This is a genomic window from Paenibacillus sp. GCM10027627 (genome assembly GCF_042675505.1).
In the GTDB taxonomy this organism is placed as follows: Bacteria; Bacillota; Bacilli; order Paenibacillales; family Paenibacillaceae; genus Pristimantibacillus.
Genome location: NZ_JBHTHB010000001.1, coordinates 483,366 through 508,820, shown reverse-complemented (window position 1 = coordinate 508,820; position 25,455 = coordinate 483,366). Strand labels below are relative to the sequence as shown.

29 protein-coding genes are annotated in these 25,455 nt (G+C 48.3%); 1 reads left to right on the top strand and 28 read right to left on the bottom strand.

Annotated elements, in window-relative coordinates:
• Positions 1–104: 104 nt before the first annotated feature.
• The 27 genes from ACFQZE_RS02300 to ACFQZE_RS02170 all read right to left on the bottom strand — a co-directional run bounded on the left by ACFQZE_RS02300 (position 105) and on the right by ACFQZE_RS02170 (position 23,194).
• Positions 105–1,088 (bottom strand): hypothetical protein, encoded by a 984-nt coding sequence (locus tag ACFQZE_RS02300; RefSeq protein ID WP_379353238.1) that lies wholly within the window; start codon positions 1,086–1,088, stop codon positions 105–107.
• 317 nt (positions 1,089–1,405) lie between these two features.
• Positions 1,406–2,218, bottom strand: coding sequence for a sporulation transcription factor Spo0A (gene spo0A, locus ACFQZE_RS02295; protein ID WP_379353236.1), 813 nt, complete (start codon positions 2,216–2,218; stop codon positions 1,406–1,408).
• Between the two features lie 402 nt (positions 2,219–2,620).
• Positions 2,621–3,946 carry a SpoIVB peptidase gene (gene spoIVB / locus ACFQZE_RS02290; RefSeq protein WP_379353234.1) on the bottom strand — a complete coding sequence of 442 codons (1,326 nt, stop codon included), beginning with the start codon at positions 3,944–3,946 and terminating at the stop codon, positions 2,621–2,623.
• A gap of 121 nt (positions 3,947–4,067) precedes the next feature.
• Positions 4,068–5,780 carry a DNA repair protein RecN gene (gene recN, locus ACFQZE_RS02285; protein ID WP_379353232.1) on the bottom strand — a complete coding sequence of 571 codons (1,713 nt, stop codon included), beginning with the start codon at positions 5,778–5,780 and terminating at the stop codon, positions 4,068–4,070.
• Between the two features lie 14 nt (positions 5,781–5,794).
• Positions 5,795–6,247, bottom strand: a complete 453-nt coding sequence (gene ahrC / locus ACFQZE_RS02280) for a transcriptional regulator AhrC/ArgR (RefSeq protein ID WP_379353229.1) — start codon at positions 6,245–6,247, stop codon at positions 5,795–5,797.
• A gap of 21 nt (positions 6,248–6,268) precedes the next feature.
• Positions 6,269–6,733, bottom strand: coding sequence for a hypothetical protein (locus ACFQZE_RS02275; protein ID WP_379353227.1), 465 nt, complete (start codon positions 6,731–6,733; stop codon positions 6,269–6,271).
• Between the two features lie 151 nt (positions 6,734–6,884).
• On the bottom strand, positions 6,885–7,715 hold the full coding sequence (locus ACFQZE_RS02270; RefSeq protein ID WP_379355465.1) for a TlyA family RNA methyltransferase: 831 nt from the start codon (positions 7,713–7,715) through the stop codon (positions 6,885–6,887).
• Positions 7,716–7,730: 15 nt separating this feature from the next.
• Complete coding sequence (gene dxs / locus ACFQZE_RS02265; protein ID WP_379355463.1) at positions 7,731–9,629, bottom strand: 1-deoxy-D-xylulose-5-phosphate synthase; 1,899 nt, start codon at positions 9,627–9,629, stop codon at positions 7,731–7,733.
• Positions 9,630–9,748: 119 nt separating this feature from the next.
• Positions 9,749–10,663 carry a polyprenyl synthetase family protein gene (locus tag ACFQZE_RS02260; protein ID WP_379353225.1) on the bottom strand — a complete coding sequence of 305 codons (915 nt, stop codon included), beginning with the start codon at positions 10,661–10,663 and terminating at the stop codon, positions 9,749–9,751.
• 2 nt (positions 10,664–10,665) lie between these two features.
• Entirely contained in the window at positions 10,666–10,920 is a 255-nt protein-coding gene (xseB, locus tag ACFQZE_RS02255; RefSeq protein ID WP_379353222.1) for an exodeoxyribonuclease VII small subunit, read from the bottom strand.
• Positions 10,892–12,274: an exodeoxyribonuclease VII large subunit gene (gene xseA, locus ACFQZE_RS02250; protein ID WP_379353220.1), complete on the bottom strand. Its 1,383-nt coding sequence runs from the start codon at positions 12,272–12,274 to the stop codon at positions 10,892–10,894. The genes xseB and xseA overlap by 29 nt, the downstream gene beginning before the upstream one ends.
• Positions 12,275–12,281: 7 nt before the next feature.
• Positions 12,282–13,142, bottom strand: a complete 861-nt coding sequence (gene folD, locus ACFQZE_RS02245) for a bifunctional methylenetetrahydrofolate dehydrogenase/methenyltetrahydrofolate cyclohydrolase FolD (RefSeq protein WP_379353217.1) — start codon at positions 13,140–13,142, stop codon at positions 12,282–12,284.
• Between the two features lie 63 nt (positions 13,143–13,205).
• The gene (gene nusB, locus ACFQZE_RS02240) at positions 13,206–13,649 is read right to left on the bottom strand and encodes a transcription antitermination factor NusB (protein ID WP_379353215.1); all 444 of its coding nucleotides are present in this window, start codon (positions 13,647–13,649) and stop codon (positions 13,206–13,208) included.
• Positions 13,650–13,764: 115 nt separating this feature from the next.
• Positions 13,765–13,995 carry a DUF2273 domain-containing protein gene (locus ACFQZE_RS02235; RefSeq protein WP_379353213.1) on the bottom strand — a complete coding sequence of 77 codons (231 nt, stop codon included), beginning with the start codon at positions 13,993–13,995 and terminating at the stop codon, positions 13,765–13,767.
• A 14-nt stretch (positions 13,996–14,009) separates the two neighbouring features.
• On the bottom strand, positions 14,010–14,567 hold the full coding sequence (gene amaP / locus ACFQZE_RS02230; RefSeq protein WP_379353211.1) for an alkaline shock response membrane anchor protein AmaP: 558 nt from the start codon (positions 14,565–14,567) through the stop codon (positions 14,010–14,012).
• Positions 14,568–14,658: 91 nt separating this feature from the next.
• A complete protein-coding gene (locus ACFQZE_RS02225; RefSeq protein WP_379353209.1) occupies positions 14,659–15,066 on the bottom strand; it encodes an Asp23/Gls24 family envelope stress response protein in 408 nt (135 codons plus the stop codon).
• A gap of 118 nt (positions 15,067–15,184) precedes the next feature.
• Positions 15,185–16,558: an acetyl-CoA carboxylase biotin carboxylase subunit gene (accC, locus tag ACFQZE_RS02220; protein WP_379353206.1), complete on the bottom strand. Its 1,374-nt coding sequence runs from the start codon at positions 16,556–16,558 to the stop codon at positions 15,185–15,187.
• Positions 16,559–16,601: 43 nt separating this feature from the next.
• On the bottom strand, positions 16,602–17,096 hold the full coding sequence (accB, locus tag ACFQZE_RS02215) for an acetyl-CoA carboxylase biotin carboxyl carrier protein (protein WP_379353204.1): 495 nt from the start codon (positions 17,094–17,096) through the stop codon (positions 16,602–16,604).
• A 156-nt stretch (positions 17,097–17,252) separates the two neighbouring features.
• A complete protein-coding gene (locus ACFQZE_RS02210) occupies positions 17,253–17,870 on the bottom strand; it encodes a SpoIIIAH-like family protein (RefSeq protein ID WP_379353202.1) in 618 nt (205 codons plus the stop codon).
• A gap of 74 nt (positions 17,871–17,944) precedes the next feature.
• Complete coding sequence (gene spoIIIAG, locus ACFQZE_RS02205) at positions 17,945–18,577, bottom strand: stage III sporulation protein AG (RefSeq protein ID WP_379353199.1); 633 nt, start codon at positions 18,575–18,577, stop codon at positions 17,945–17,947.
• Positions 18,578–18,603: 26 nt separating this feature from the next.
• Positions 18,604–19,344, bottom strand: a complete 741-nt coding sequence (spoIIIAF, locus tag ACFQZE_RS02200) for a stage III sporulation protein AF (RefSeq protein ID WP_379353197.1) — start codon at positions 19,342–19,344, stop codon at positions 18,604–18,606.
• A gap of 60 nt (positions 19,345–19,404) precedes the next feature.
• Positions 19,405–20,640, bottom strand: coding sequence for a stage III sporulation protein AE (spoIIIAE, locus tag ACFQZE_RS02195; protein WP_379353194.1), 1,236 nt, complete (start codon positions 20,638–20,640; stop codon positions 19,405–19,407).
• 1 nt (position 20,641) lies between these two features.
• Positions 20,642–21,040: a stage III sporulation protein AD gene (spoIIIAD, locus tag ACFQZE_RS02190; RefSeq protein ID WP_379353192.1), complete on the bottom strand. Its 399-nt coding sequence runs from the start codon at positions 21,038–21,040 to the stop codon at positions 20,642–20,644.
• Positions 21,041–21,049: 9 nt separating this feature from the next.
• On the bottom strand, positions 21,050–21,253 hold the full coding sequence (gene spoIIIAC / locus ACFQZE_RS02185; RefSeq protein WP_119799452.1) for a stage III sporulation protein AC: 204 nt from the start codon (positions 21,251–21,253) through the stop codon (positions 21,050–21,052).
• A 15-nt stretch (positions 21,254–21,268) separates the two neighbouring features.
• On the bottom strand, positions 21,269–21,787 hold the full coding sequence (gene spoIIIAB / locus ACFQZE_RS02180) for a stage III sporulation protein SpoIIIAB (protein ID WP_379353189.1): 519 nt from the start codon (positions 21,785–21,787) through the stop codon (positions 21,269–21,271).
• The gene (gene spoIIIAA / locus ACFQZE_RS02175; protein ID WP_379353187.1) at positions 21,784–22,827 is read right to left on the bottom strand and encodes a stage III sporulation protein AA; all 1,044 of its coding nucleotides are present in this window, start codon (positions 22,825–22,827) and stop codon (positions 21,784–21,786) included. Before spoIIIAA ends, spoIIIAB begins: the two co-directional genes overlap by 4 nt.
• Before the next feature lie 100 nt (positions 22,828–22,927).
• Positions 22,928–23,194: a YqhV family protein gene (locus ACFQZE_RS02170; RefSeq protein ID WP_379353185.1), complete on the bottom strand. Its 267-nt coding sequence runs from the start codon at positions 23,192–23,194 to the stop codon at positions 22,928–22,930.
• A gap of 154 nt (positions 23,195–23,348) precedes the next feature.
• Here ACFQZE_RS02170 and ACFQZE_RS02165 point away from each other — a divergent pair, with 154 nt between their 5' ends.
• Entirely contained in the window at positions 23,349–24,062 is a 714-nt protein-coding gene (locus ACFQZE_RS02165; RefSeq protein ID WP_379353183.1) for a 2-phosphosulfolactate phosphatase, read from the top strand.
• Between the two features lie 81 nt (positions 24,063–24,143).
• Here ACFQZE_RS02165 and ACFQZE_RS02160 read toward each other — a convergent pair whose 3' ends face one another.
• Positions 24,144–25,397, bottom strand: a complete 1,254-nt coding sequence (locus ACFQZE_RS02160; RefSeq protein WP_379353181.1) for an aspartate kinase — start codon at positions 25,395–25,397, stop codon at positions 24,144–24,146.
• Between the last annotated feature and the right edge of the window lie 58 nt (positions 25,398–25,455).

Sequence of the window (25,455 nt, the reverse complement as noted above, 5' to 3'; positions counted from 1 at the left end):
TTTCTAAGGCTCCTCCTATGTAAAGGAACCCCCGCTCCTTTGTTCATCTTAAGAAGCGGGGCATCGAAGAGAATACTGCTGGTCATCCTTAGATACGTCTGATTTTAACAATTTGCAGGAGGATCTGCAGGAGGCCTTACAGGATTCATCCTCCGATGGGCTTCCCAATGTTCTTTTATTGCCTCGATATCCTTCAGGTAATCCTTCCAATTTTCGTAGCAATCCTCTACCTCTTCATTAAACTTCATCATGGACTCATCTGTATCGGAGTGTAACTTTTGAATCCCTTTGAATGATTTAAATTTGTTCCATAAGTTATTGTTGTATTCTGATAACCCATTAGCAAGGTATTCTAGTTGTTCTGTTACATCTTCAACTTTATTAAGTCGCCCTTCCATTTTCAATTTCGGTTCTAATTTCTGCAGGACAAACCTCAAGTTTTTTTGAGGTAGTTGCAGCACTTCTCTAGTTTCTTCTACGATACCTTCAGTTGCAGCACTTTCGTCGAGAAATTTGAACATTAAAGCTGTACTGTCGGTCACACTTTCAATAGTTGAAACGTATTCACGCAACCCTTTCAAATTCTTATTCGATTTTTCAGTCGCTTCCGAGATGCTATCAAGCCTATTATTAAATTTCTCAAGGTCATCCCTGAATTTTTTCACTTCTTTATAATACTCTTCGATGGTTCCAACTTTCGATTGAATATCGGAATGTTTTTGATTGATATTTGTTTCCTTTTCGTCGATCTTAGCTAATTTGTCATCGATAGACCGTTTAATCAACCAGCCAATAAACCCCGTTACTGCTGCTAACACAAAAGCTGTAATCCCTACGAATAAAGCAAACAAGTCAATTGTTTTAGATACATTACCATCCAAATCAGCGATCTTCTCATCTTTCATATCGAGGAGCGCTTCAGTAAGCTCTTCATGCGTAAGCGGCTTCTCCTCATTCATTTTTTGCTCAATCAACTTTTCTACGTCCGTGATACTTACCTGATTTTGTTGCTCTTGCGCAGATACAGCGCCAACCGCAGCAAACAATACGAATAAGGCCACGGTGAGCGAAATTACTATTCTTTTCATGGATTAAATCCCCCTGTATACTTGAATCAAATGGAGTTCGTACATTGGTATCTAGATTTTAATGTGTTAAATTTCCTTTTTCAACCCCAAAATATTATTATTCTGCACGCTAATTTATAGGGTAAGCAATCGCCAATGTATTTTAATAATTAAAGCCGTTCATAAGAAAAACCACTCCTTCATTAGGTTATTGGAACCCAATGAAGGAGTGGCTTAAGTTAACTTATTCATTCGATATTTACTGGCTCATAACGGAACACTTCCGATATTTATAGCTAGTCTAGCTTTTAGCATTGCCAGGTTCAACGCGTAAGGAATTAGCTCACCTTATGCTCAATCCGCAGCTTGTCCGCAACCATCGCGATGAATTCGCTATTGGTTGGTTTAGATTTGCTGATATTGATAGTATAGCCAAACAGGTGGCTGATGCTGTCGATGTTGCCGCGCGTCCAAGCCACTTCGATCGCATGGCGGATAGCACGTTCGACGCGGGATGGCGTCGTTTTGAATTTTTCGGCAATTGCCGGATAAAGCGTTTTCGTAATGGCTCCCAAAATTTCAATATTGTTGTACACCATCGTAATGGCTTCGCGCAAATATTGATATCCTTTAATATGCGCAGGAACGCCAATTTCATGGATAATGCTTGTAATGTTGGCATCCAGGTTTTTACCTTTGGCAAGTGGCACCACATTTGATTTGATCGTTGTTGTACCAGCGCTAAAGCTGGCAGATGTAGAAAACGCAGTGTTACCGACAAGTTGACGAATACGATTTGCGAGAATATCCATATCGAACGGCTTCAATATGTAATAAGAGGCGCCAAGCTGGACCGCCTTTTGCGTTATATTCTCCTGACCGAACGCAGTAAGCATGATGATTTTAGGCATTGGAGAAAGGTTCATTTCCTTCAACCGCTCCAACACGCCAAGTCCATCGAGATGAGGCATAATAATGTCTAGAATAAGTACATCAGGCACATTCCTCGATTGCTCCAGGTGCCGGATTACTTCCTCCCCATTATACGCCACGCCGCTTACATGCATATCACTCTGTTCGGATATGTATTCCGATAACAAATTAGTAAATTCTCGGTTGTCATCTGCTAACAATACTTCGATCTTATGCAAAGTCTTATCCTCCCTTAAATGATATTTATGCCATCGTTCATTCGCTGTCTAACTTAAATTTTCGACATCCGTAATGGAATTCCTTCTGTCGAAAATCTTTTTTCTTTATTTTTTTAAGAGAGTTCGATATAATAAATAATTTGTTTCATAAACCGAATTTTTTCAACTGCCTTCGACAAATAATCATGTCGAATCCATCTGTTTCCTCTATAAGCAACGATAAAAATCAAATCATCTTTTATTTCGATTTCAGCAGTTTTAAACAAAGTTCATATCGCTTCGCAAATTTTCTCCGGCAATTTCATGTGAAGAAACCAAACAAAAAGACAGAAAAACGTCCTCTGCGCTAAAACTCCTTCGCAGAAGACGTTTTACCCTTTTATAATTGTCTCTTCACCCGACTTAAGCTGCTTCATTTTTCTTATTGGAGGATTTCAAAAGCACTCCTGCATCTTGAAGCATCCATTCAATAAAACAGCCATAGCCTGATGAAGGATCGTTAACGAATACGTGTGTTACCGCGCCTACCAGCTTACCGTCTTGAATAATCGGACTCCCCGACATTCCTTGTACAATGCCGCCCGTTTTGTTGATTAGACGTTTGTCGGTAATTTTGATGACCATCCCTTTTGTTGCTGGTCCGGTTTGCTTCGAAACGTGAACGATTTCAATGTTGAAGCGCTCCACTTTCTGTCCATTCACAACAGTTAGTATTTGAGCTGGTCCTTCTTTTACATCCTCTGCAAATGATACCGGCAACGCCTTTGAGCTAAAGCTATGCATTGGAGCTTCGTTCATTTTGCCGAAGATGCCAAATGGAGTGTTGCGTTCGATATTGCCTAATATTTTGCCTTCTTTAACGAAGTGAGCGCGTTTCTCTCCAGGCTCCCCCGTTTGGCTCTTATTAATGGACGTCACACTGGACTGCAAAATCTGTCCATCTCCAACCTCAATTGGCGTTTGCGTATCCATGTCTGTAATGACATGGCCTAATGCGCCGTACACTCCTTGATCTGGGGCATAAAAAGTTAATGTCCCAACACCCGCCGCAGAATCGCGAATGTATAGTCCCAATCTCCAAGCGTTGTCATCAGCATCATAAACAGGACTTAGCTTTGTTTGATTGAGCTGGCCTCCGCGCTTATAAGTAATGGAAAGAGGTTGCTTATCGATGCCGAATTGCTCACATAACTTGCCGACCCTATGCACTTCATTGACAGGGCTGCCGTTGATGCTCATGATCAAATCGCCCATTTTGAGTCCGGCAGTCTCACCAGGGGACTGTTTGGCTCCGTCCCGATCCATCACTTGATGATGGCCTACAACGAGAATACCTGCCGATTTCACTTTGACGCCGATCGTTTGTCCGCCAGGAATGACGCGTAAATCGGGTACTACATTCACCTTAACTGTCTTGAATGGAATTTTACCAAATAATTTCACTTTCATGTCGGTTTGGCCGCTTTGGTTAGGCTGCAGTGAAAGCGGCTCATTCAACTTAACGGACAATGAGCCTCTTGACGAACCGTTAACTTGAAGCATTTGGGGATCGACCGTAACTTCCGCATGAACGGGCACTCCATATGACAAACGTTTCATTTGGCCTGAGAATAAACGAAGTTCATTCGGGAATGCGGCGAATTGTTGAAACGGGGTGGAGAAACCGATCATGCATACGAAGAAAACGAGAAGCAGCCCAAACCAGCGTTTCCGTTGATTGGAGTTCAATGAATTCACGCTCCCTGTCATTCCATCGCATGACGAAAAAGGTTTATCGCCATTGGCGTACCTTTAAGTTACCCTTCACCCCATGTTTTATGTCCACAAAAACATTCCCTGAAAACCTTCATTACGCTCCCTTCACTCCATGAGCCAAATCAAGCATTTCTTGTGCATGATGCCTTGTTTTTTCCGTTACTTCCACACCGCCAAGCATCCGCGCGAGTTCATCGATTTTAGCCTCTGTAATAAGCTCAGAAACCATTGTTGAAGTCCGTTCACCAACGACTTGTTTTCTAATTTCGTAATGATGATCTGACATACAGGCTACTTGCGGCAAATGCGTAATGGAGAACACCTGACATTTGGCCGCCAGCTTTGAGAGCTTCTCCGCTATAGCTTGAGCCGCTCTACCGCTGACCCCTGTATCTACCTCATCGAAAATCAAAGTCGGGATCTGATCAATTTCCGCGAAAATGCTTTTTAATGCCAGCATAATTCTGGACATTTCACCGCCGGAAGCAATTTTGTTGAGTGGCTTTGGCGGTTCCCCAGGATTGGATGAAAGCATAAATATCGCATCATCCATGCCATTGCCATTCAACAAGCTGCGGGCGATACCCTGCTCACCGTCTCCGCGCCGATCCAATTGTACATAAAACTTGGCGGACGGCATTTGCAGATGGCGAAGCTCGCTTTCAATCGTAATGGATAAACGTTCGGCAGCATGCTGGCGCAGCTGTGACAATTCATAAGCCAATTCCGCTGCATGACGGTACAACTGCTCCTCTTGCTGGCGGAGTTGTTCAATAAGCTCGTCGCGATTTTCAATCTTGTCGCGTTCTGCTGTTGTCTTCTCCAAATATAACAATATATCTGGTATGGTTTCTCCATATTTGCGTTTTAAACCGTTAATAATATCCAATCGGTCTTCCACAAAAGCAAGCTCTTCCGGATTGTTATCAATGCCATCCCTATAATCCCTTAATTGAAACACAGCATCCTCCGCTTGATAATAAGCCGATTGAAGCTGCTCAATCAATGGCCCAAGTACGCCAGAATCGTAGCTCTGAATGTCAGAAAGCTTAACGAGCGCCTTGCTGAAAGCATCAAGTCCTTTGCCTCCATACATTAACGAATAAGCCTCCGATACGGCGTCCATCCGTTTGCCGGCATACAGCAGCTTTTTCCTCTGCTCCATCAATTGCTCGTCTTCATCTGCTTTTAGCTCGGCTGCCGTAATTTCTTCAATTTGAAAGCGATATAGATCAAGCATTTGAACATTGTGACGGGCAGAGTCTTCAATCTCGCGCAGGGAGCTTCGCACTTTCTGCAGGCTGCCATAGGCACTTCTGTATTGCGCTTTGCGCTCCAACAATAAATCGCCGCCGAACATGTCCAGCCACTCCAAATGCTGTTCAACTCGCAGCAGCGATTGATGCTCATGCTGTCCATGAATGTTAACGAGACATTCTCCAACCTCTCTAAGCATGGTCATCGTCACTAACTGGCCGTTGATCCGGCTGCTGCTCTTCCCTTGCGAAGATAGCTCTCGTCTGACGACAAGCATTTCGTCTGAGCTGTGCTGTACGCCTAGTCGCTCTAACTGCTTCCAGACGGGGTGATGCCCCGGCAAATCGAACATGGCTTCCATTTCCGCTTTATCGCATCCGTAACGGACCATGTCTGCGGAGCCTCGTCCTCCAACAACAAGGCTAAGCGCGTCAATTAATATTGACTTTCCGGCGCCAGTCTCGCCAGTCAAAACGTGAAATCCTTGATGGAAGGTAACATTAATTTCTTCAATGACCGCTAAATTTCGGATAGATAGCTCGCGCAGCATGTCCGGTTGCCTCCTTAATTTAAAAATGATAAAAGTCGTTCCACCATTTCGGCGCTTTGATCCTTCGTTCGGCAAATAATAAGGATCGTATCGTCACCGCAAATGGTGCCAAGCACTTCGGACCACTCCATGTTGTCGATCAATCCACCTATGGCGTTAGCCGTACCGGGGATACATTTCAGAACAACCAAATTTTCTGTATAGTCAATATGCGTAAAATGATCCTGCATCGCTCTTCTAAATTTGTGAACCGGATTGTGGCGATGCTGCTCCAAAGGCATGGAGTATTTGTATCGGCCCTCGCTTACAGGCACTTTGACAAGCATAAGCTCCTTAATGTCGCGTGAAACGGTTGCTTGTGTCACTTGCATGCCGTCGGCGCGCAAAGCTTCCACCAGTTCTTCCTGCGTTTCAATTTCACTGTTGGAAATAATCTCTCTAATTTTGAATTGCCGGATACTTTTCATGCAGTATAACCTCCGTCGATATTATTCGGCGATATGAAATGTAATTTTACGGATTTGATCTTCTTTTGCGTTTATGTATAAAATGCCCGAGCAGTCCGGCAACAGCAGCGCATACATGAGCAATCGGTCTCGTATGCCGCTTGCCGTCCAATCCATTGGCATTCTGTCGCGTGCGGCTTTCACAATGTAAGTGCAATTGTCCTTCTCCGCCATGTAATCAATGTATAGCCGGGTACCGGTTGTCAAAAAGGCATCGTCCACTTCAATTGGAATCGGTATGGCATGTTTCCCCGATATGACTTGATACCCTTTGCGTTGCAAAAGCTCGACGTTTTCGTCCTTTTCCGCTAACTTTCCGCCTCTCCCTAGTTTAACCCGATTTATGGTAGCGGGAGCATGAAGCCAGCGGTAAAAAGAGCGAAAAAGCCACATAGCCAGCAAAACGCCGGCAATCACCATAACAAACCAATCGCCGTACTTGTCCATTTCAGCAATACACCTCATTCATTTGGAATTCGGCGCAGTTCGAAAGCGAACGTTTGTTTGGCTTAAGTGTATCAAATAACTGCAATCCCTGTAAAGCAAAAAGATGCCAAGCAGCTTTAAACTGATCGGCATCCTTCCTGGTTGCTGTTATTTATTTAGATATCTTGAAAGTTGCGTTCGCTTCCTTCACTACTGCTTCAAGCTCTGATTCCTGACAAAGTTTCGCGCCGGGGTTGCCGTTCCAGAGCCAAAAGGCTAAAAATTCGATATTGCCTTCCCCTCCGGTAATCGGCGAAAACGTTATATTTTGCAATTCGTATCCGATTTCCGCCGCATGAGAGAGAACCGTTTGCAAAACCTCAAGATGAACCGCAGAGTCGCGTACGACTCCTGACTTGCCGACTTTCTCCCGGCCCGCCTCAAATTGCGGCTTTATTAACGCAACAACACTGGAGCCGGGCTCCATTAATGTCGCAAGCGTGGGCAAAATCAACTTTAACGAAATAAAGGACACATCGATGCTCGCAAAGCTAGGTGCCGGACCTTCCAACTGTGCGCGCTCCATATACCTGAAATTGGTTCGCTCCATCACTTTAACCTGCTCGTGCTGCCGCAAAGACCAATCCAACTGGTTGTAGCCGACATCAATTGCATATACAAAGCTTGCACCGTGCTGCAAAGCGCAATCCGTAAATCCTCCTGTAGAAGCTCCAATATCCAGCATGACTTTGCCTGTCATATCGATGCCGAAGCCTTTAATTGCCTTTTCCAGCTTCAATCCACCGCGACTGACATAAGGGTGTAGTGCTCCCTTTACCTTTATATCCGCTGAGCGGGGCACTTTTGTGCCGCTTTTGTCAATCGGCTCGTTGTCCAAGAGAACCAATCCCGCCATAAGCGCCTTTTTGGCCTTTTCACGGCTATCGAAAAAGCCTCTTTCCACCAACAATACGTCTATTCGTTCTTTCCCGCTCGTTGTCATCATGCTCCTTAAACGTTAAGCCTGGCCGGTGGCGCGCTTCATCTTGCGCGGCAGCATGGCGCGAAGCTCCGTTGCTACCCTCTCCGCAGTCAAGCCAATTTCCTCGCGCTGCTGCTGGATCGAGCCGTGCTCGACAAAAATGTCGGGCACTCCCAAAATTTTAACAGGAACGTCGTAAAGCCCCTGCTGTGAATAAAATTCCAGTACCGCGCTTCCAAATCCGCCGAGCTCTGAGCCTTCTTCGATTACGATGATCCGCTTCCCTTGCTCGGCAAGAGAGAGCAGCATCGCTTCGTCTAGCGGCTTAATAAACCGTGCATTTACAATTTCCGCATTGATGCCTTCACGCTTTAACAAATCAGCAGCGCCTTCCGCCAATTCGATCATAGGGCCGAGGGCGAGAATGGAGTAGCCTTCGCCTTCTCTAACCGTTTCCCATTTCCCAATCGGGATTGGAAGCGGATCGGCTTCAAGCTCAACGCCAACCCCATTAATTCTTGGATAACGGATCGCAATTGGGCCTTCATCGTAAAGGAAAGCTGTCTTCATCATGCGCCGCAGCTCATTTTCGTCTTTTGGCATCATAAGAACCAAATTAGGCACATGCCTCAAAAACGCAATATCGTAAACGCCTTGATGAGTTTCTCCATCTGGGCCTACAAAACCAGCGCGATCGATTGCAAAGACAACATTGGCATTGTGACGGCAAATATCGTGCACGACCTGGTCATAGGCTCTTTGCAGGAAGGTGGAATAAACAGCATACACAGGCTTTAAGCCTTCCATGGCGAGCGCCGCCGACATCGTCGCAGCATGCTGCTCAGCGATTCCGACATCAATCATCCGTCCAGGAAACTTTTCTTCAAATTCCAGCAGCCCGGAGCCGCCAGGCATTGCAGGAGTAATGGCAACAATTCGCTCATCCTTCTCCGCCAGCTCAATCAGCATATCGCCGAATACTTTCGTATACATAGGCGGTCCAACCGCTTTGACCATTTGCCCCGATTCGATTTTGTAAGGCGAGGCTCCATGCCATTTATGGGAATCCGCTTCGGCTGGCTTGTAGCCTTTCCCTTTGACGGTGAGCACATGAACGAGCACAGGGCCCTGCACCGCATCCGCTTGTTTCAATATATCCAAAAGACCTTCCAAGTCGTGGCCGTCGACCGGCCCCAAATAAGTTAGTCCAAATTGCTCGAACAAAATACCGCTGACAAGCAAATATTTCAAACTGTCTTTGAATCGTTCTGCCGTTTTGGCGAGCTTGCCGCCTATCGCCGGTATTTTGTTCAGCAGATGCTGCAGCTCGTCTTTAGCCTTTTGGTAATGGCGGTCGGTTCTTATTTTCCCCAAATAGTGGTGAAGAGCTCCAACGTTTGGAGCGATCGACATCTCATTATCGTTCAGGATAACGATCATATTGCGCTGCTCATGTCCGATATGGTTAAGCGCTTCAAGCGCCATACCGCCCGTTAATGCGCCATCGCCGATGACCGCTACGACACGATTGCTTCCGCCCTTTATGTCTCTGCCAAGCGCCATCCCCATTGCTGCGGACAACGACGTGCTGCTATGGCCGGCTTCCCACACGTCATGCTCGCTCTCGGCACGTTTGACAAAGCCGCACATGCCTTTATATTTGCGTAAGGTGTCAAAACGGTCCTTGCGTCCCGTCAGCACCTTATGAACGTAAGATTGATGCCCTACGTCAAAAATAAATTTATCTTCAGGACTATCAAATAAATAATGCATAGCCAAGGTCAATTCGACGACCCCCAAATTAGGAGCCAAATGACCGCCTGTCACGGATAGCTTTTCGATTAGAAACTGCCTAATTTCTTCGGCTAGCTGCTCCAGTTCCGCTATCGTCAGGTGTTTTAAATCTTGGGGCCCGTTAATTTGATCCAGCAGCACTTTACTTTCCTCGCTTTCGAGAACGTCGATAAGCACACACATTATAGACGTCTACATTTTACCTATTATAGCACAATCCCGTTCCACTTCCCAATTCGAGATCCTTGATTCCAAAGCTGTCAATGGTCGCGATGGACTAAATAATCGGCAATTTGCAACAATCGTTCCGGCTGGGCAAGTCCCGCAGCTTGAATGGCGTCCTTCGCCTCGCGTGTCAGCTTATCCACCAAAGCTTTGCTTTCATCCATTCCGATCAGGAACGGATAGGTCACTTTTTGCTGGGCGACGTCGCTGTTTGTTTTTTTGCCAAGCTTCTGTTCATCGCCAACCAAATCCAAAATATCATCCTGTATTTGAAAAGCGAGACCAATATTGCGGCCAAAAAGAGCGAGCAATTCCAACTGCTCTTCGCTAGCCCCGCCAACCCGGCCTCCAGCCGTCACCGAAAAGACGACCAAATCGCTTGTTTTGTGCAAATGGATATATTCCAGCTCATCAATGCTGGTTATGCCTTGCTCGCCCATCATATCGGCTGCTTGGCCTCCAACCATGCCGGGAGCGCCCGCTAGCCTCGATAAGTCATCCACTATGGCAAGCGCCGCTACGGGATGAACTCCGGAATTGCGCGACGCGCCAGCAATTAAACTGAATGCATGGGTAAGCAGCGCATCCCCAGCCAAAATGGCCATCGCTTCGCCAAACACTTTATGATTCGTTGGTTTTCCTCTTCGGAAATCGTCATTGTCCATCGCGGGCAAATCATCATGTATAAGAGAATATGTATGTATGTACTCAACTGCACACGCAATGGGCAAAGCTGCGTTCCAGGCAGATTCTGACCCTTGTACGCTACTTGCCGAAGTCAGCACAAGCGCTGGGCGAATCCGTTTGCCCCCCGCTTCCAAGGAATAGTTCATCGCTTCGCGCAGTTTTGCCGGAATGTCCCATTTGGAGGGCAAGGAATGGCGAAGCGCCGCTTCGGTACTTTCGGCGCATTGTTTTAAATAATCGCGAATATCAAAGCTACCGTTCAAGCTTATTCCCCTTTATCTTCGTTTGCCGCAACAAACGTTTTTTTCTGGAAGCCATTTTCCGTTTCCATCAAAAGCTCGATTTTAGCTTCGACTTGTTCCAATTTTCCGCCGCAAAGCTGCGACAGCTTCATGCCTTCCTGAAACAAATCAATCGCTGTTTCCAGCGGCACATCGCCGTTTTCGAGCTTGGCTACGATAGACTCAAGCTTCTCCATAGCTTGCTCAAAGCTAAGCTCCTCCAGTTGATCCGCTTTCATCTTTCCTTCCTCCTTTTACGCCTTCCACTTTGCAATATAGACTGCCGTCCACTAGCCGAACCGTAATTCCGTCACCTTCGGAAACCTCGCGCGCAGACTTGATAAGGGCGTCCGATTCCCCTTTGTAAACTAGACTGTAGCCCCGCGCCATCACTTTAAGCGGACTAAGCGCATCCAGCTGCCGGATTGCTCCATGAAGACGCAGTTTTTTGGATTTGGTCGTGGATGAAGCTGCCATTTCCAGTCGATGCATCCACTCGGCCAACCTTTTGGCTGCAAAAGCTGCGCCGTTGCCTGGGTGATGTCCTGATAGCCCAGAGTGGAGACGTGTCAGCCGGTTTTGCTCCAATGCCACTTTGCGCAGCATCCTCTGATGCAGACGATCGCTTAGACGGTCCAGCCGCTGTGCCTGATCGAGCATATATCTTCGTGGATGTACAAAAAAAGGCGATCTTCTTAACCGGCTTAACCGTTCCTTATCCGATTTTACAATGGATTGAATAGAACCGTTCAACCTTTGCTTCAAACGTTCAGCCTTTTCCTTCAGTTCCACAATATGAGGCACCGCGAGCTCGGCTGCCGCTGTTGGGGTAGCCGCCCGCAAATCCGCGACGAAATCGGCAATTGTAAAATCGGTTTCATGTCCGACTGCGCTAATGACGGGAATATTGGAGGCCGCAATCGCTCTTGCCACGATTTCTTCGTTGAAAGCCCAGAGCTCTTCAAGAGAGCCTCCGCCGCGCCCAACAATTAATACGTCGCATTCGCCAAAACGATTCATCGATTCGATAGCTTCCGCAATGGAGGCGGCAGCCCCTTTGCCTTGCACCAGCACTGGATACACATAAATCGGAATGAGCGGATATCGGCGACGGATCGTGGTCATAATATCGCGAACTGCGGCGCCTGTAGGAGAAGTGACGACTCCGATCGCTTTCGGGTATAGAGGAAGAGGCTTTTTGCGCGAAGGTGCGAACAACCCTTCGTTCTCAAGCCTTCCCTTCAATTGTTCATACGCCAAATATAAGCTGCCAATGCCGTCAGGCTGCATCGCCATCACGTAAAACTGATAGTTCCCGTCCCGTTCAAAAACGGAAATATTGCCTCTTGCCAGCACCTTTGTCCCTTCCTTTGGAATAAAAGGCAACCTGGCATTATGAGAGGCGAACATGACACATTTCAAGCGGCTATCGCTGTCTTTTAGCGTAAAATACATATGTCCGCTGGAATGATGAGTGAAATTTGAAATTTCCCCTCGAATCCAAACATCTCCCAAAACGAGGTCGGACTCCATTTTCATACGGATATATTTATTTACATCTTTGACCGAATAAATTTTGGGCTGTGTTCCCATTCGACGTCTACACCTCGATTCCGTGTGCCCTCTTCGCCGCCGTAATCGTATTTTTCATCAGCATTGTAATCGTCATCGGTCCTACCCCGCCCGGAACCGGAGTAATGGAGCTTGCCGTTTCCAAGCAATCGTCGTAATCCACATCTCCAGCGAGCTTTCCATCCGGCAGACGGTTGACGCCAACATCGATGACAATGGCTCCCGGCTTCACGTATTTGCTGTCGATCGCTTTAGGCTTGCCGATCGCCACGACTAAAATATCCGCTTGCTTAGCGATCTCCTCCATATTCGTCGTACGCGAATGGCAGATCGTTACCGTCGCATGTTCGCGAAGGAGCAGCATGGCAACCGGCTTGCCGACAATGTTGCTGCGTCCGATGACGACAGCATGTTTGCCTGCGATTTCCGCGCCGCTGCGCTTAATCAATTCGATTACTCCGGCAGGCGTGCATGGCAGCAAGCTGTCGTCGCCAATCGCTAAATTTCCGACGCTAACGGGGTGGAAACCGTCTACATCTTTTTTGACGCTGATAGCGTCAATCACTGCTTTTTCGTTAATATGTTTGGGAAGCGGCAACTGAACGAGAATGCCGTTAATGGCAGGCTCCTCGTTAAGCCGCTGAATAAGAGCGAGCAAATCGGCTTCCGACGTGCTTTCTTCCAGCCGATACACTTCAGAATAAATGCCTAGCTGCTGACAAGTTTTTTCCTTGGAGCCGACGTACACTTTCGACGCGGGATCTTCTCCCACGAGAACGACGGCCAGACCGGGAACGATTCCCCGCTCTTTTAAAGCCGCCGTTTCATTTATCATTTCAAGCCGCATTTGATTAGCTGTGTTTTTGCCGTCGATAATGGTTGCGCTCATATTCGTTTTTCCTCTCCCCAATGGTTAAATCTACTTATGTTAAATACCCCAAATTCGATCTCTTTAAGCTTTTAATTCGTTAATGTCTTGAAGCAATTTCCCGAGTACGCCGTTTACGAACTTACCCGATTCTTCCGTACCAAAATGTTTTGCCAGCTCGATCGCTTCGTTAATGGCGGCCTTTGGAGGAACGTCATCTCTAAATACGATCTCGTAACAAGCCAGTCTCAGCACTTGACGATCTACGCGCGACAAACGATCCACTTGCCAGCCCGTCAAAAATTGCTGAAGCATGCCGTCGATCGCCTGTTTTCTTTCCATAACTCCAAAAACGAGCTCTCGGGCAAAATCATCGGTGCTTCCGATTTCAGACGGATCCGCGCCGATTTCATTTTCCTGCCGAAGCTCGTCCATCAGCATTTCGACTGCCTCAGCAGCTGTTACCTCGTTCATTTCCATTTGATAAAGACTAGATACCGCTATTTCTCTTGCCAATCTCCGTTTCATGGGACCTCCATATCCGTTCTTGCCAGTTATTATTTTTTCAGAAAAAAACTATGATCTCCTCCCTGCCCCGAATAAGCGGCTGTCCGAAATCCGGAATACGGAGGAGACCACAGAATCAGCGAAATGGACGAAATCTTTCCAGCAGGGCATTCCACATGCGCTGCCAAGGAATGACCGGGCCATCCGTACTTTCTTTCTGCTTGCCAAACCAGTAGCCGATGAAAACGAGAAGCGCTACAAACAGCATGTCCCAGAATCCAACGAATAAATAAATCAATCCAAAAAACAATCCTGCAGCGGCACCAACGAGCCGTTTCCAATAGATTCCCCAGAACTCCCTCCACATCGGTAAGTCCACCTCTATTCCACGCGGCTTTTGAACGTATTTGCTTGGACGACGTTGGCGATAAACACGGCGACATTAATAACCGGCAAACCCGTTATCTCTTCAATATGTTCCTTCACCGTGCGCTGAATTTCTTCCGTTAAAGCCGGAATGGAATGTTCACCGTCGATAACGGCACGAAGCACAATTTCAAGCCCCGCATCGGATGCGCGAACGCGCGCCTTCAAATCCTTAACGCCTCTTTGCTTGGCGGCCGCCTTCAGAGACAGGTTTTCAATGGTCTCGATCGAAATCCGAATGTCACCGAATTCCGTACGTTGATCAATGGATTGACTCGACGAGGAGCCTCTTTGCAAAGAAACGATAAAGAAACGAAGGCTGATAAGAAACAAGACAATGCCTACGACACCGACTGTAATGGAAATCGGATTAAACGGATATAAGTGCTCCAGCATATCAAACGCCATCTCGCGCGATATCAATCCAAATCCCAGAGCCGCCATAAACACAGAAACGACGCCGATCGCAAGGCTGAACAAAAACAACAAAAGCTTGTCCACCACTTTAATCAAAGAGCCCTCTCCTCCCGTCAAACCGAATGAAACCCCCTTGCGCCGAGCGGCATGCCCAATCACGAGGGGGTTTGTACGAATCAAATCTAAACTACTTCACTCGATTTAGGCTGTCTTCCTCTTCGAGCTTTTCTGCCGGTTTGAAATAAACGTCGTGAATATGAACGTTCACTTCTACTACATGCAGACCCGTCATCATCTCAATGGATCGTTTAACGTTACGCTGGATTTCGGAAGCAATTTCCGGAATTTTGTTGCCGTATTCAACGATAATGGATACATCGACAGCAGCTTCCCGCTGACCGACCTCAACCTTTACGCCTTTGGACAAATTTTTGCGGCCAAGCAGCTCTGCAATACCGCCGGCAAATCCGCCGCTCATGCCCGCTACCCCGTCTACTTCAACGGCGGCAAGTCCGGCAATCACTTCAATGACTTCAGGTGCAATTTGAATCGTACCGATTTCTGTTTTTTCGTAATCCGCAGCTATCGTACTCATGTTCGATATACACCTCCCTATTGTAACGCGCGCTCGGCTCCAGCCAAGCAGTGATCCGCATCTTATTTCTATACTATAACATTCAGCATGAATTATGACAAACGATCAGCAGCTTGTTTTAATTGTGGCTGAGTGCTTCCTCGGGAGCGTTAATATCATGCTCCTCCAGAAATTTGATGTCGAAATCGCCCTGCACGAACTTAGGGTGGCTAAGCAGTTTTAAATGGAAAGGAATCGTTGTTTTGATGCCTTCAATCGCAAATTCAGACAATGCTCTCTTCATTCTGGCAATCGCCTCTTCGCGAGTCGCTCCCCATACAATCAGCTTCGCGATCATGGAGTCGTAATGCGGCGAAATCGTATAGCCGGGATAAACCGCGCTATCAACCCGAACGCCCGCGCCGCCCGGAGGCAAATAAAACGGAATATGTCCAGGCGACGGCATAAAGTTTCTCTCGGAATCTTCCGCGTTGATCCGGCATTCGATCGACCATCCATTAATGGTCAGATCGGATTGCTTGAACGAAAGCGGATTTCCTTCGGCTACGCTGATCATTTCTTTAATAAGATCAACGTTTGTAATCATTTCGGTCACAGGATGTTCTACCTGAATACGGGTATTCATCTCCATGAAATAAAACTTGCCGTCTTGGCCAAGCAAAAACTCAAGCGTACCCGCGCCGGAATAATTAACCGCAAGCGCAGCCCGGACGGCCGCTTGACCCATTTCTTGACGAAGCTCAGGAGACAGCACCGGACAAGGAGCTTCTTCCACGAGCTTTTGGCGTCTGCGCTGAACAGAGCAGTCGCGCTCGAACAAATGAACGGCGTTGCCGTGCTTGTCCGCCATAATTTGAATTTCGACGTGCTTCATGCCCGTCAAATATTTTTCCAAATAAACGCCTGCGTTGCCGAACGCCTTTTGGGCTTCCTGCTGGGCGGTTGTAATTTGGCTCACCAAAGACTCCTCGTCTTCGGCAATCCGAATGCCTTTGCCGCCGCCGCCGGCCGTAGCTTTAATGATAACCGGGTAACCGATTTCACGAGCGATGCTGATCGCCTCGTCCATGTTCTCGATCAGGCCGTCCGAACCCGGAATAATAGGAACGTTAGCCGTTTTCATCGTCGTTTTGGCAACGGCTTTGTCGCCCATTTTGCTGATGGCCTCAGGAGACGGTCCAATAAAGGTAATATTGCACGATTCACAAATCTCAGCAAAATCAGCGTTTTCGGCCAAAAAGCCGTAACCTGGATGGATGGCGTCGCATTCTGTAATGGTCGCCACGCTCATAATATTCGTTAAATTTAAATAGCTGTCCTTAGACAAGGTCGGCCCGATGCAATAAGCCTCATCCGCCAGACGGACGTGAAGCGAATCACGATCCGCTTCGGAATATACCGCAACGGTGCTAATGCCGAGCTCGCGACAAGCGCGAATAATTCGAACCGCGATTTCTCCGCGGTTTGCAATTAATATTTTTTGGAATTTCACGTAGGAACCCCTTTCAACAACAGTTACCCCTTAGGGCGGAAGTTTACTCCGCTTTCACCAGGAACAGCGGTTGGCCATATTCGACCAGCTGGCCGTTTGCGACGAGAACTTCTACGATCTCTCCATTAACTTCGGCTTCCAGCTCATTCATCAGCTTCATCGCTTCCAAAATACAAACGACAGTTTTTACTCCAACACGGTCGCCGGCTTTAACAAAAGCCGCCGCTTCCGGAGAAGGAGAGCTGTAAAAAGTGCCTACCATAGGCGATACGATTTGGTGCAGATCCGCCGAAACGGATTTGGCAGGAGCAGCTTCAGGAACGATAGGCTGTACGGCTTGCTGAATCGTCTGCGCCATAATTGGATCAACGGGTTGTGAATATGTATGCGTAATTGGAGCCGCTTGCACATTCACCACTTCAGTTTTGTCTGGTTTACGGATGTGCAGACGTGCGCCTTCGTTTTCAATTTCGAGCTCCTGAACGGATGTTTGATCGACCAGCTTGACCAATTCTTTAATCTCGCTCAACTTGAACATGAACGTAATCACTCCTCTTCTTCACATAACGAAATGTATTATACCATAAAACGGTGAAACACGAATCTTTTTTTAAACAGAAAAACTCCGTCCGGCTTCGGCACTTAAGCCCAGGCTCGAACGGAGTCTCTTTGTTTCGGCGATTAATTTGTCGTTTTATGGTTCCGGCACATATTGCACAGACACTTGGGCTGCATCGATTTCAAGCGCAGTCGTCACTTGATCGATGATGCCGGCCGCTTCTTTTTTCTCCAGCTTTTCGCTTGTGACGACAACTTTGTAACGATCGTTCGCTTCCGAAGAAACAAGCGCAATTTGATATTGCTCCATCAAGGCGGATTCAAGCGTTTGAATTCTGGAGTTTTTGTCCTCCAGCTTTTCCATTTCGGCAAAGGCGGCCGCCGATTTGTCAGGCTCGTTGTTTACGTCCGCAATAACTGACAAAATGCGATTATGCTCTTCCTCGTATTGCTTGTCGCGTTTCGCCAGCAGCTCGCTGAAAATGCCGCCTTGGACGAGCCCTTCGCGCTCAAGCTTCTCAAGCAACTGCTCGTTGACAGCGCTAATCCCCTCCTGATCCTCGGACTGCAACACCTCATCGACAACAACCTCTTCACCTTTACCGGCTACTTCGGTTACATTTTGCCCCGGCTTCTCTCCTTCGGACAACTTGTCGGCATCTTTAATGTCTTGTGTAAACAAGTAGTAGGCGGACAGCACCACCATCAAGCTAAGCATCGATACAAGCCAAATCGTTTGTCTTTTTGTGTTCATTCTTTTTTCCTCCTCGAAATGGGTTTATTAAAATGGATAAAATCAATTTTCTACTGCTAATGCTTTGATGCGGCTTACTGCTTGCTTGGCATGACCGATATTCGATTGACGGGCACGCTGATTCCTTTTTCGATAGCGCTTGTAATCAATCGTCTCACCGTCGCGTTTTCCGCTCCTTTGGCTACGATAAGCACACCGCGAATTCGGGGATTGATCGTTTTGGTCACAATCGGTTTCTGGTCGCCCGAAACTTCGTAAAAAACAATTTGCCCGTCCTTGCCGATTGATGTAATATGCCGCACCCCCCCGTTTTTGTCGTTTTCATTCGTTATCGTCTGCGTATCCTTTATGTTCCGCTCATACACGGTCTCCTCCGTAGATTCGATGGTTACGAGCACATCAACGGTGCCAACCCCCACAATCTTTTCCAATATTTCTTTGAGCCTCGTCTCCAGAGCCCCTTCAATCGTTTCAAAGGGAGAGGCCGGCGCTGCGCTGCGATTATTCCACGCTTCCTCGGCTGCAGGCGGAGGATTGGGGTCTTGATCGGAACGAGCAACGTCCTTGTACGGAAGAAAAGAGTTTAATAACATGAGCGCCGCTCCAATGCCGCCTACGATTAATAGAATGCGCAGCGTGCGGACACGCTTCGGCCCGCCAGGCCCTCCGCCAAGCGCCGATTCCAACCCGCTAAGCCATTTGACCATCCCCGATCCTCCTTTCTAGAAACGATTTATTGAGCTACCCCCGCTGGGCTGCGCTGCTTTATAGCAATAAGGCTTCCATGTACTCCCCAATTTTTTGCCAAAACGCTCCCGATAGCTGAAGCTTCCGCTTGGCTCGGAGGTACAAAGCCCGCTTGTTTCTGCTCCTCCGGCGAAGATCCCGTCTCCTTTGCCGGAGCGCCAGCGTCCTCTTTCACTTCAACCGATATGGAAACGGGGGCTATTGGCTCCACCGATTCAGCTGCGCCCTGCTCCGGCGCCTCCTTCTGGCCGGCTCCAAGGGCTTTGAGCGTTACAATCACTCCGACAATGTTCGGCGTGCCGCCAGCCTCTCCGCCCTTTTTCCACGTCAATTCGACATCGACCGACTCCACTCCCGATTTCACGTTGCTTGCGATATCTTTAAGCATATTTTGTTCCAACGTTTTTTCCGTCAGCTTGGCCGCTTCTTCATCCCGTTTGGCGCGAATTTCTTCGGCTCTTTTCTGAATTTGCTCCAAGCTTGGCGAGCCCGTCTTCTGCTGGGCCGATTGTTCGCTCCAAAGGGCGATGCCGGCGTCCAGCCTGTCCGCCATATCCGTTTGAAGCAGCTTTAAAATGGGCGAAAGAATGGTGAGCAAAATAAACAACCCGACAACCAGCCTTGCATACCGCAGCATCGCCTTGTTGGGAAGCAGCAGCTCCGCCAGCATGGCAAGGAGAATGACCGCGATAATATCTCTAAGCCAGTCGCTAAGCCATGCGATCACATTCAGCTCACCTCCTTCAAAGCCGCTTTTGGAAACCAAAACCGTAATGCCAATTATTCGCTACCGTACCATTAAAGCCGCGTTGCCCGCCGTCAAAATGATCGTTACTGCCAAAAAGAACATGAGGCTGACCGCCGCCAGCGCGGCAAACACATAAATCATCGTTTTGCCGATCGTTTGCAAGCAGCCGACGATCGGCGAGTCGCCCAGCGGCTGCATGATCGCTGCCGAAACGTTGTAGATGAGCGCCAAAGTTAATATTTTCAAAGCGGGAAAAGCACTTAAAAACAGCAAGATAATGACGCCTGCTAGACCGATTGCATTTTTCGCCAGCATCGAGGCTGAGATGACCGTATCGGCCGCATCGGAAAACATTCTGCCAACGACCGGCACAAAATTTCCGGTGACAAACTTGGCCGTTCGAAGCGTTACTCCGTCCGTCACCGCACCCGTCGCCCCTTGGACGGACATCACGCCGAGAAAGATGGTCAGCAGCACCCCAAGCGTTCCGACCGCGATCGTTCGAAGCAAATTCGCAAGCTGCGTTACCTTGAACTTTTCAGTCAATGCGCTGGCGATATGCAAAACCGCCGAAAAAAACAGAAGCGGGAAAACGAATGTGTAAATGACGGTTCCAACGACATGAATCATAAAAATGATGAGGGGATGCAGCACCGATACTGTAATGACGCTCCCCATGGAGGCAAGCAGCGTAAGCAGAAGCGGAACCATCGCCAGCATAAAAGTAATCATGTTTTCTATCGCTTCCCGCGCGTAGCCGATGGCGACGTTGAAGCTGTTGACCGCTATAATGACAAGCACCATATATGTGATGGAATAAGCGACTTTGCTGATTGCATTTCGTTCAAAAGCGTTTTGCAGCGTCTCTAAAACCATACTGAATACGGTGAGCATAACGATCGTGACCAGAAGCTTGCCGTTATACAGCACTTCATGCCATATGTAACGCAGCAGCCCTTGCAGCACATCGGATAGTTTAAGGCCTCCGCCCGGCATCAGCATTTCCCCAAAGCTGGGCACTTCGCGATCAGGGAAAAATCCCCCATATTCATCACGCAGCTTGTTCCAATAGGACTCTATCGGCTCCGCTTCCACGATTCCGAGTCCCTCATCAATTAGTGCTTTCGTTTCCTGACCATCCGGCTGCAGTTGGGCGGCTGGCTCTCCTTCCGCCTTAGCACTGCCGCCATCCGTTATAAACACGGAAATCATCATCGCTGCTAACAGGAATAACATGAGTTTTGCCCTGCTCGCTCCGCGGTCCGGTATCGCCATTTCATCCACTCCCCGCCGGCAGCAATCCGATGACCGTCTCGACAATGACGTTGATGATGGGAATTGCCATGACGAGGATAAACACTTTTCCGGCAAATTCGATTTTGGAGGCAATGCCTTCTTGTCCAGCATCTCTAACAATTTGGGCGCCAAACTCCGCGATGTAAGCAATTCCGATTATTTTCAGCACCGTTTTCAGATAAATGGAAGGAATGCCTGACCGGTTCGCCAAATCTTCGAGGACGGCGATAACCGCCTCAATTTTACCGATCACATATAGAAAAATAAACAAACCTGTAAACGCCGCCAGAAGAAAAGCGAACATCGGCTTCTGTTCTTTAACGACCAATATAAGGATGGTCGCCATGAGCCCAAACCCGACGATTTGTATCATCTCCACCGCGTTCACCTACTGGAATAAAAAAATCGTCTTAATCTCCTGGAATAAATCGTTTAACAGCCGTACGACCATAAACAACACGACAACAAATCCGATAACGGTTACCCAATGCGCCATATCTTCTTTTCCCATCTGCTTTAAAACGGAATGGATCATCGCAATAATGATGCCGATTCCAGCGATTTGAAAAATGGCGCTGACATCCATGTTCATAAGTAGCGCACCCTCTTACACCATCAAAATGATGATCAGTACAGCGAGCAAAGCTCCAAGGCTTTTCCACATTTTCTCATAGCGCCTTTGATCTTCTCTTGCCGCATCTTCTTCCGACTTCAGCTGAAGCAGCGTCAGCCGGATATGTTTCATTTGATCCTCTTTATCGCTAATGCCAAGAGATGAGCCAAGACGGAGCATAATGCCAAGCTCGCTGTTTTTCATCGACGTTTCGGGCCAGCGCGACCTCGCGGCAAGCTCCCAGCTTTGTTGAAAGGATAAAGCTTCCCCGCTCCAAAGTCCGGCCGCCGCGTCTCGGAAAAGAGAATCCAGAGGCGCTTCCGTCGATTCCGCCGTGCGCTCCAGCGCTTCCGGCAGCGGGGTGTGCCCAAAGCCAATTTCGGTTTCAAGCCGCTGAAGCGCATGAGCCAATTGCCGAAGCTGCTTCGGACGGTCCGCGAATCTGGCCGCCTGCTGAAATCCGATCAACGTGCCCGCCAGCAAAATGAGCAACGCTCCAACCAGCTTCATCATCGCGGCTCCGTCATACGCCCAGCTCCTATAGCGCTTAACGTCTCGCTTAGGGCCAAGTCCTCGGAACGCTTCTGCTTGGAGGAGGCGAGCAGCGCCTTGATGTTTACAATCCGATGCATGATGCCATCTCGACTTCGTTTCAATTCCACCACTTGATCAAAGGTGCCATCCTGTATCAGCTTGCCAAGCTCCGGACGTCCGGCAGCGTCTCCGATGTCGTAAGCGTGAGCCGTGGCGATGACACTAACACCTGCATGGCTCGCTTCACGAATGGCATCCGCATCTTCCGCCCTTCCGATTTCGTCTACGATCAATACCTCGGGAGACATGGAACGAAGCAGCATCATCATGCCTTCGGCTTTCGGGCAAGCATCCATGACATCTGTGCGGGGACCAACATCAAAGGTGGGAACCCCTCTTACGCAGGCTGCAATTTCGGAACGCTCGTCCACGATGCCTACTTTTCTGCCGCCTCCGGCTTGGCCTTCGGCGCCTGACCATAATCCGTAGCTGACCGACCTTGCGATATCTCTGATTAATGTCGTTTTTCCTTGCTGGGGAGGAGCGAGAATAAGCGTCGGGCTGATCGACCCGCGTGCATGATCTCTCAGCTTCGGCAGCAGCTTGGATGCGGCGCCGATCACTTCCCGGGCAATCCGTATGTTGAATCCTCCGATATCCCTTATGCCCCGAACTGTCCCGCCATCCAAAATCGTCCTGCCGGCAAGTCCAATACGATGGCCGCCAGAAATGGTAATATAGCCTCGCCGCAGCTCTTCTTCCATCGCGTAGAGAGAATAATTCGTTACTCGCTCCAGAAGTTTGCGGCACTCTTCCCCTGTTGGCTTTCTGGCACCGTCCGGCTGCTGCCGAAGCTCTCCGTCCGCCGAAATAAAGCGGGACAATCCGCGATATCCGATTTCAAGTGGACGATTTTCGCGAATTCTAATCTCTTCAAGCGCTCCCATGACGTCAGTCGGAAGACCTTCCAGCAGTCGCTTCAACTCTAGCGGCAATAGATGGGCGATTTGGGACAGCATTTTGATTCACTCCCCGATGTTTGTCTTATGTTGTTACATATGTATGCTTGTCTAACGAAAATATGACCCCTCCGCGGAAATCTGCTAGATTCGCAATCTATTATTTTTTTAAAATGCCAATCATGAGACAAACCACTCCTGCCGCCACCCAAACAAACTTGGATGCCGACAGTTTGTCGGAGATTCCAACCAGGCCGATCGTTGTTGTAGCAATAAGAATGAGCGGTCCTACTATAGCGAGAGAAGAATTAACGAGAAGCGCTTTGTCGATTGAATTCATACGGAGCATGATTAGGGCAGCCGCTATTTCGATACTTCCGGACAGCAGTCTGAGCATGGCCATGCTAAGCACGATTTTATTCAGCAATGTTGAGCACCCCCCTTCGATCTTTCCTTCTTCTATATGTATATGCGGGCTTGTCTGAAAAACATGCCGGACACCTGCCCACACTTCGCGGCATATAGTAAATGAAGCAATGAACTTTTAAGAGTATATGGGTTAAGAAAGAAGGTAGTGTGGAATGCAAGTCCAGGTCATATCCAGCGTCAATGAGGCATGTTCAGCCCGCTTCCATCATAAAACGGCTATCGTGATCGACGTACTGCGAACGACGAGCACCATCGTCACCGCATTGTCAGCGGGAGCGGCAAGCATTGTCACAGCGGAGACCGTGATGGATGCAAGAGCGATGCAAAGGACTGGCGATGTGCTGGGGGGAGAAAGGTTTTGCCGCAAAATCGCGGGATTCGACTTGGGCAATTCGCCTAAAGAATATTCAGAGATTGCCGTAGGGACACGCAAAATCATTTTGACCACCACAAATGGAACTCGGGCTATCCACAAATCGTTGAGAGCGGATCATGTTGTGATCGCCTCTTTGCTCAATGCGGAGGCATGCGCCAAATATGCACTCGATCTCCGCCGGGATATCGTCATTCTTTGCGCGGGCAACCATGACGACTTTGCCATTGAAGACGGCTTATGCGCCGGGCTACTTCTGGACTGTCTTACAAAGCAAAGCGCCGCTAAAATCGATACGGACGACTTTGGCCATACCATGCATTCTCTTTATCGGGATCGCGAAGCGTCGGTATTGTCAACTCTTATCAATAGCCAATCCGGCAAAAGACTGCTTAAACTTGGGTCCAAAGACGACATCGAGGCCTGTTCTCTAATTAATACGATCAATCTTGTTCCCTATTTAAATAGCGATCAGTTGATTGTCCGTTTTTAATAAACAGCGGCGGATGGACAACAAAAAAGAGGCATCCCACTCGGGATGCCTCTTGCCATTTATAATAAGAAATGATAGCTATTATCTACGTTCAGACGGTCCGCCGACAAATGCTTGTTCTTCGGTATCTAGGCCATATGCGGTATGCAAAGCGCGAACGACATCGCTCAGCGGCTCAGCCGTAATGACGCAAGATGTTTTAATTTCGGAGGTGCTGACCATCTTGATGCTTACGCCAAGAGAAGAAATGGCGGCGAACATTTTGGCGGCTACGCCCGGATTGCTGACCATGCCTGCGCCAACGATCGAAACTTTGACAAGTCCTGCTTCGGAAGTCGTTTCCCGGTATGGCACGGCTTGACGAATTCCTTCAATAGCTGCAATCGCTTTGTCTTTGTCGTCACCAGAAACCGTAAACGAAAAATCGGCTTTACCGTCTTGAACACCGCTTTGCACGATGATATCCACATCGATTCCATTATCGGCTAGAGCGCCAAATACACTGGCTAGAACGCCGGGAACGTCCTCGACGCCCATAATGCTGATTCTTGCTACGTTTTTGTCAAAAGCGATGCCGCGTACGACCACGCCTTGTTCCATGACCGCATCCTCCTTCACACTTGTACCTTCATTTTGCGTAAAGCTGGATCGTACGACCAGCCGCACGTTATAATGTTTTGCATATTCTACAGCGCGCGGATGCAGGACGGCCGCTCCCAAATGAGCGAGCTCCAGCATTTCGTCGTACGAAATTTCATCCAGCTTGCGCGCGTTTTTGACAACGCGAGGATCCGTGGAGTATATACCGTCGACGTCGGTATAAATTTCGCAAACATCCGCTTTGATGGCTGCTGCAAGCGCAACTGCCGTCGTATCGGAGCCGCCGCGTCCAAGCGTCGTAATTTCTCCGTCTTCGGACATGCCTTGAAAACCGGCCACTACGGCAATATTTCCTTCTTTCATAGCATTGAACAGACGATCCGGCTGTATATCCAAAATTTTTGCTTTGCCGTGTACACCGTCCGTTTTCATTCCGGCTTGCCAGCCCGTAAAGGACATCGCTTTGCCACCCAAATGGTGAATTGACATCGAAAGCAAAGCAATCGAAATCTGCTCGCCTACTGTCATCAACATATCCATTTCTCTTGCGGGCGGGTTCAGGTTGAGTCCTTTGGATTGATCGATCAGGTCGTCCGTTGTATCACCCATGGCAGACACAACGACAACGATATCGTTGCCTTCTTGCTGCCTATCCAATATCCTTTTTGCTACACGCTGCATTCTCTCCGGCGTTCCGACGGAGCTGCCGCCAAATTTCATTACGATCAAAGACAAAGCTGCTCACTCCCAACCTTGACATATACATGCAAGTTCATATTATAGCACAATTGCC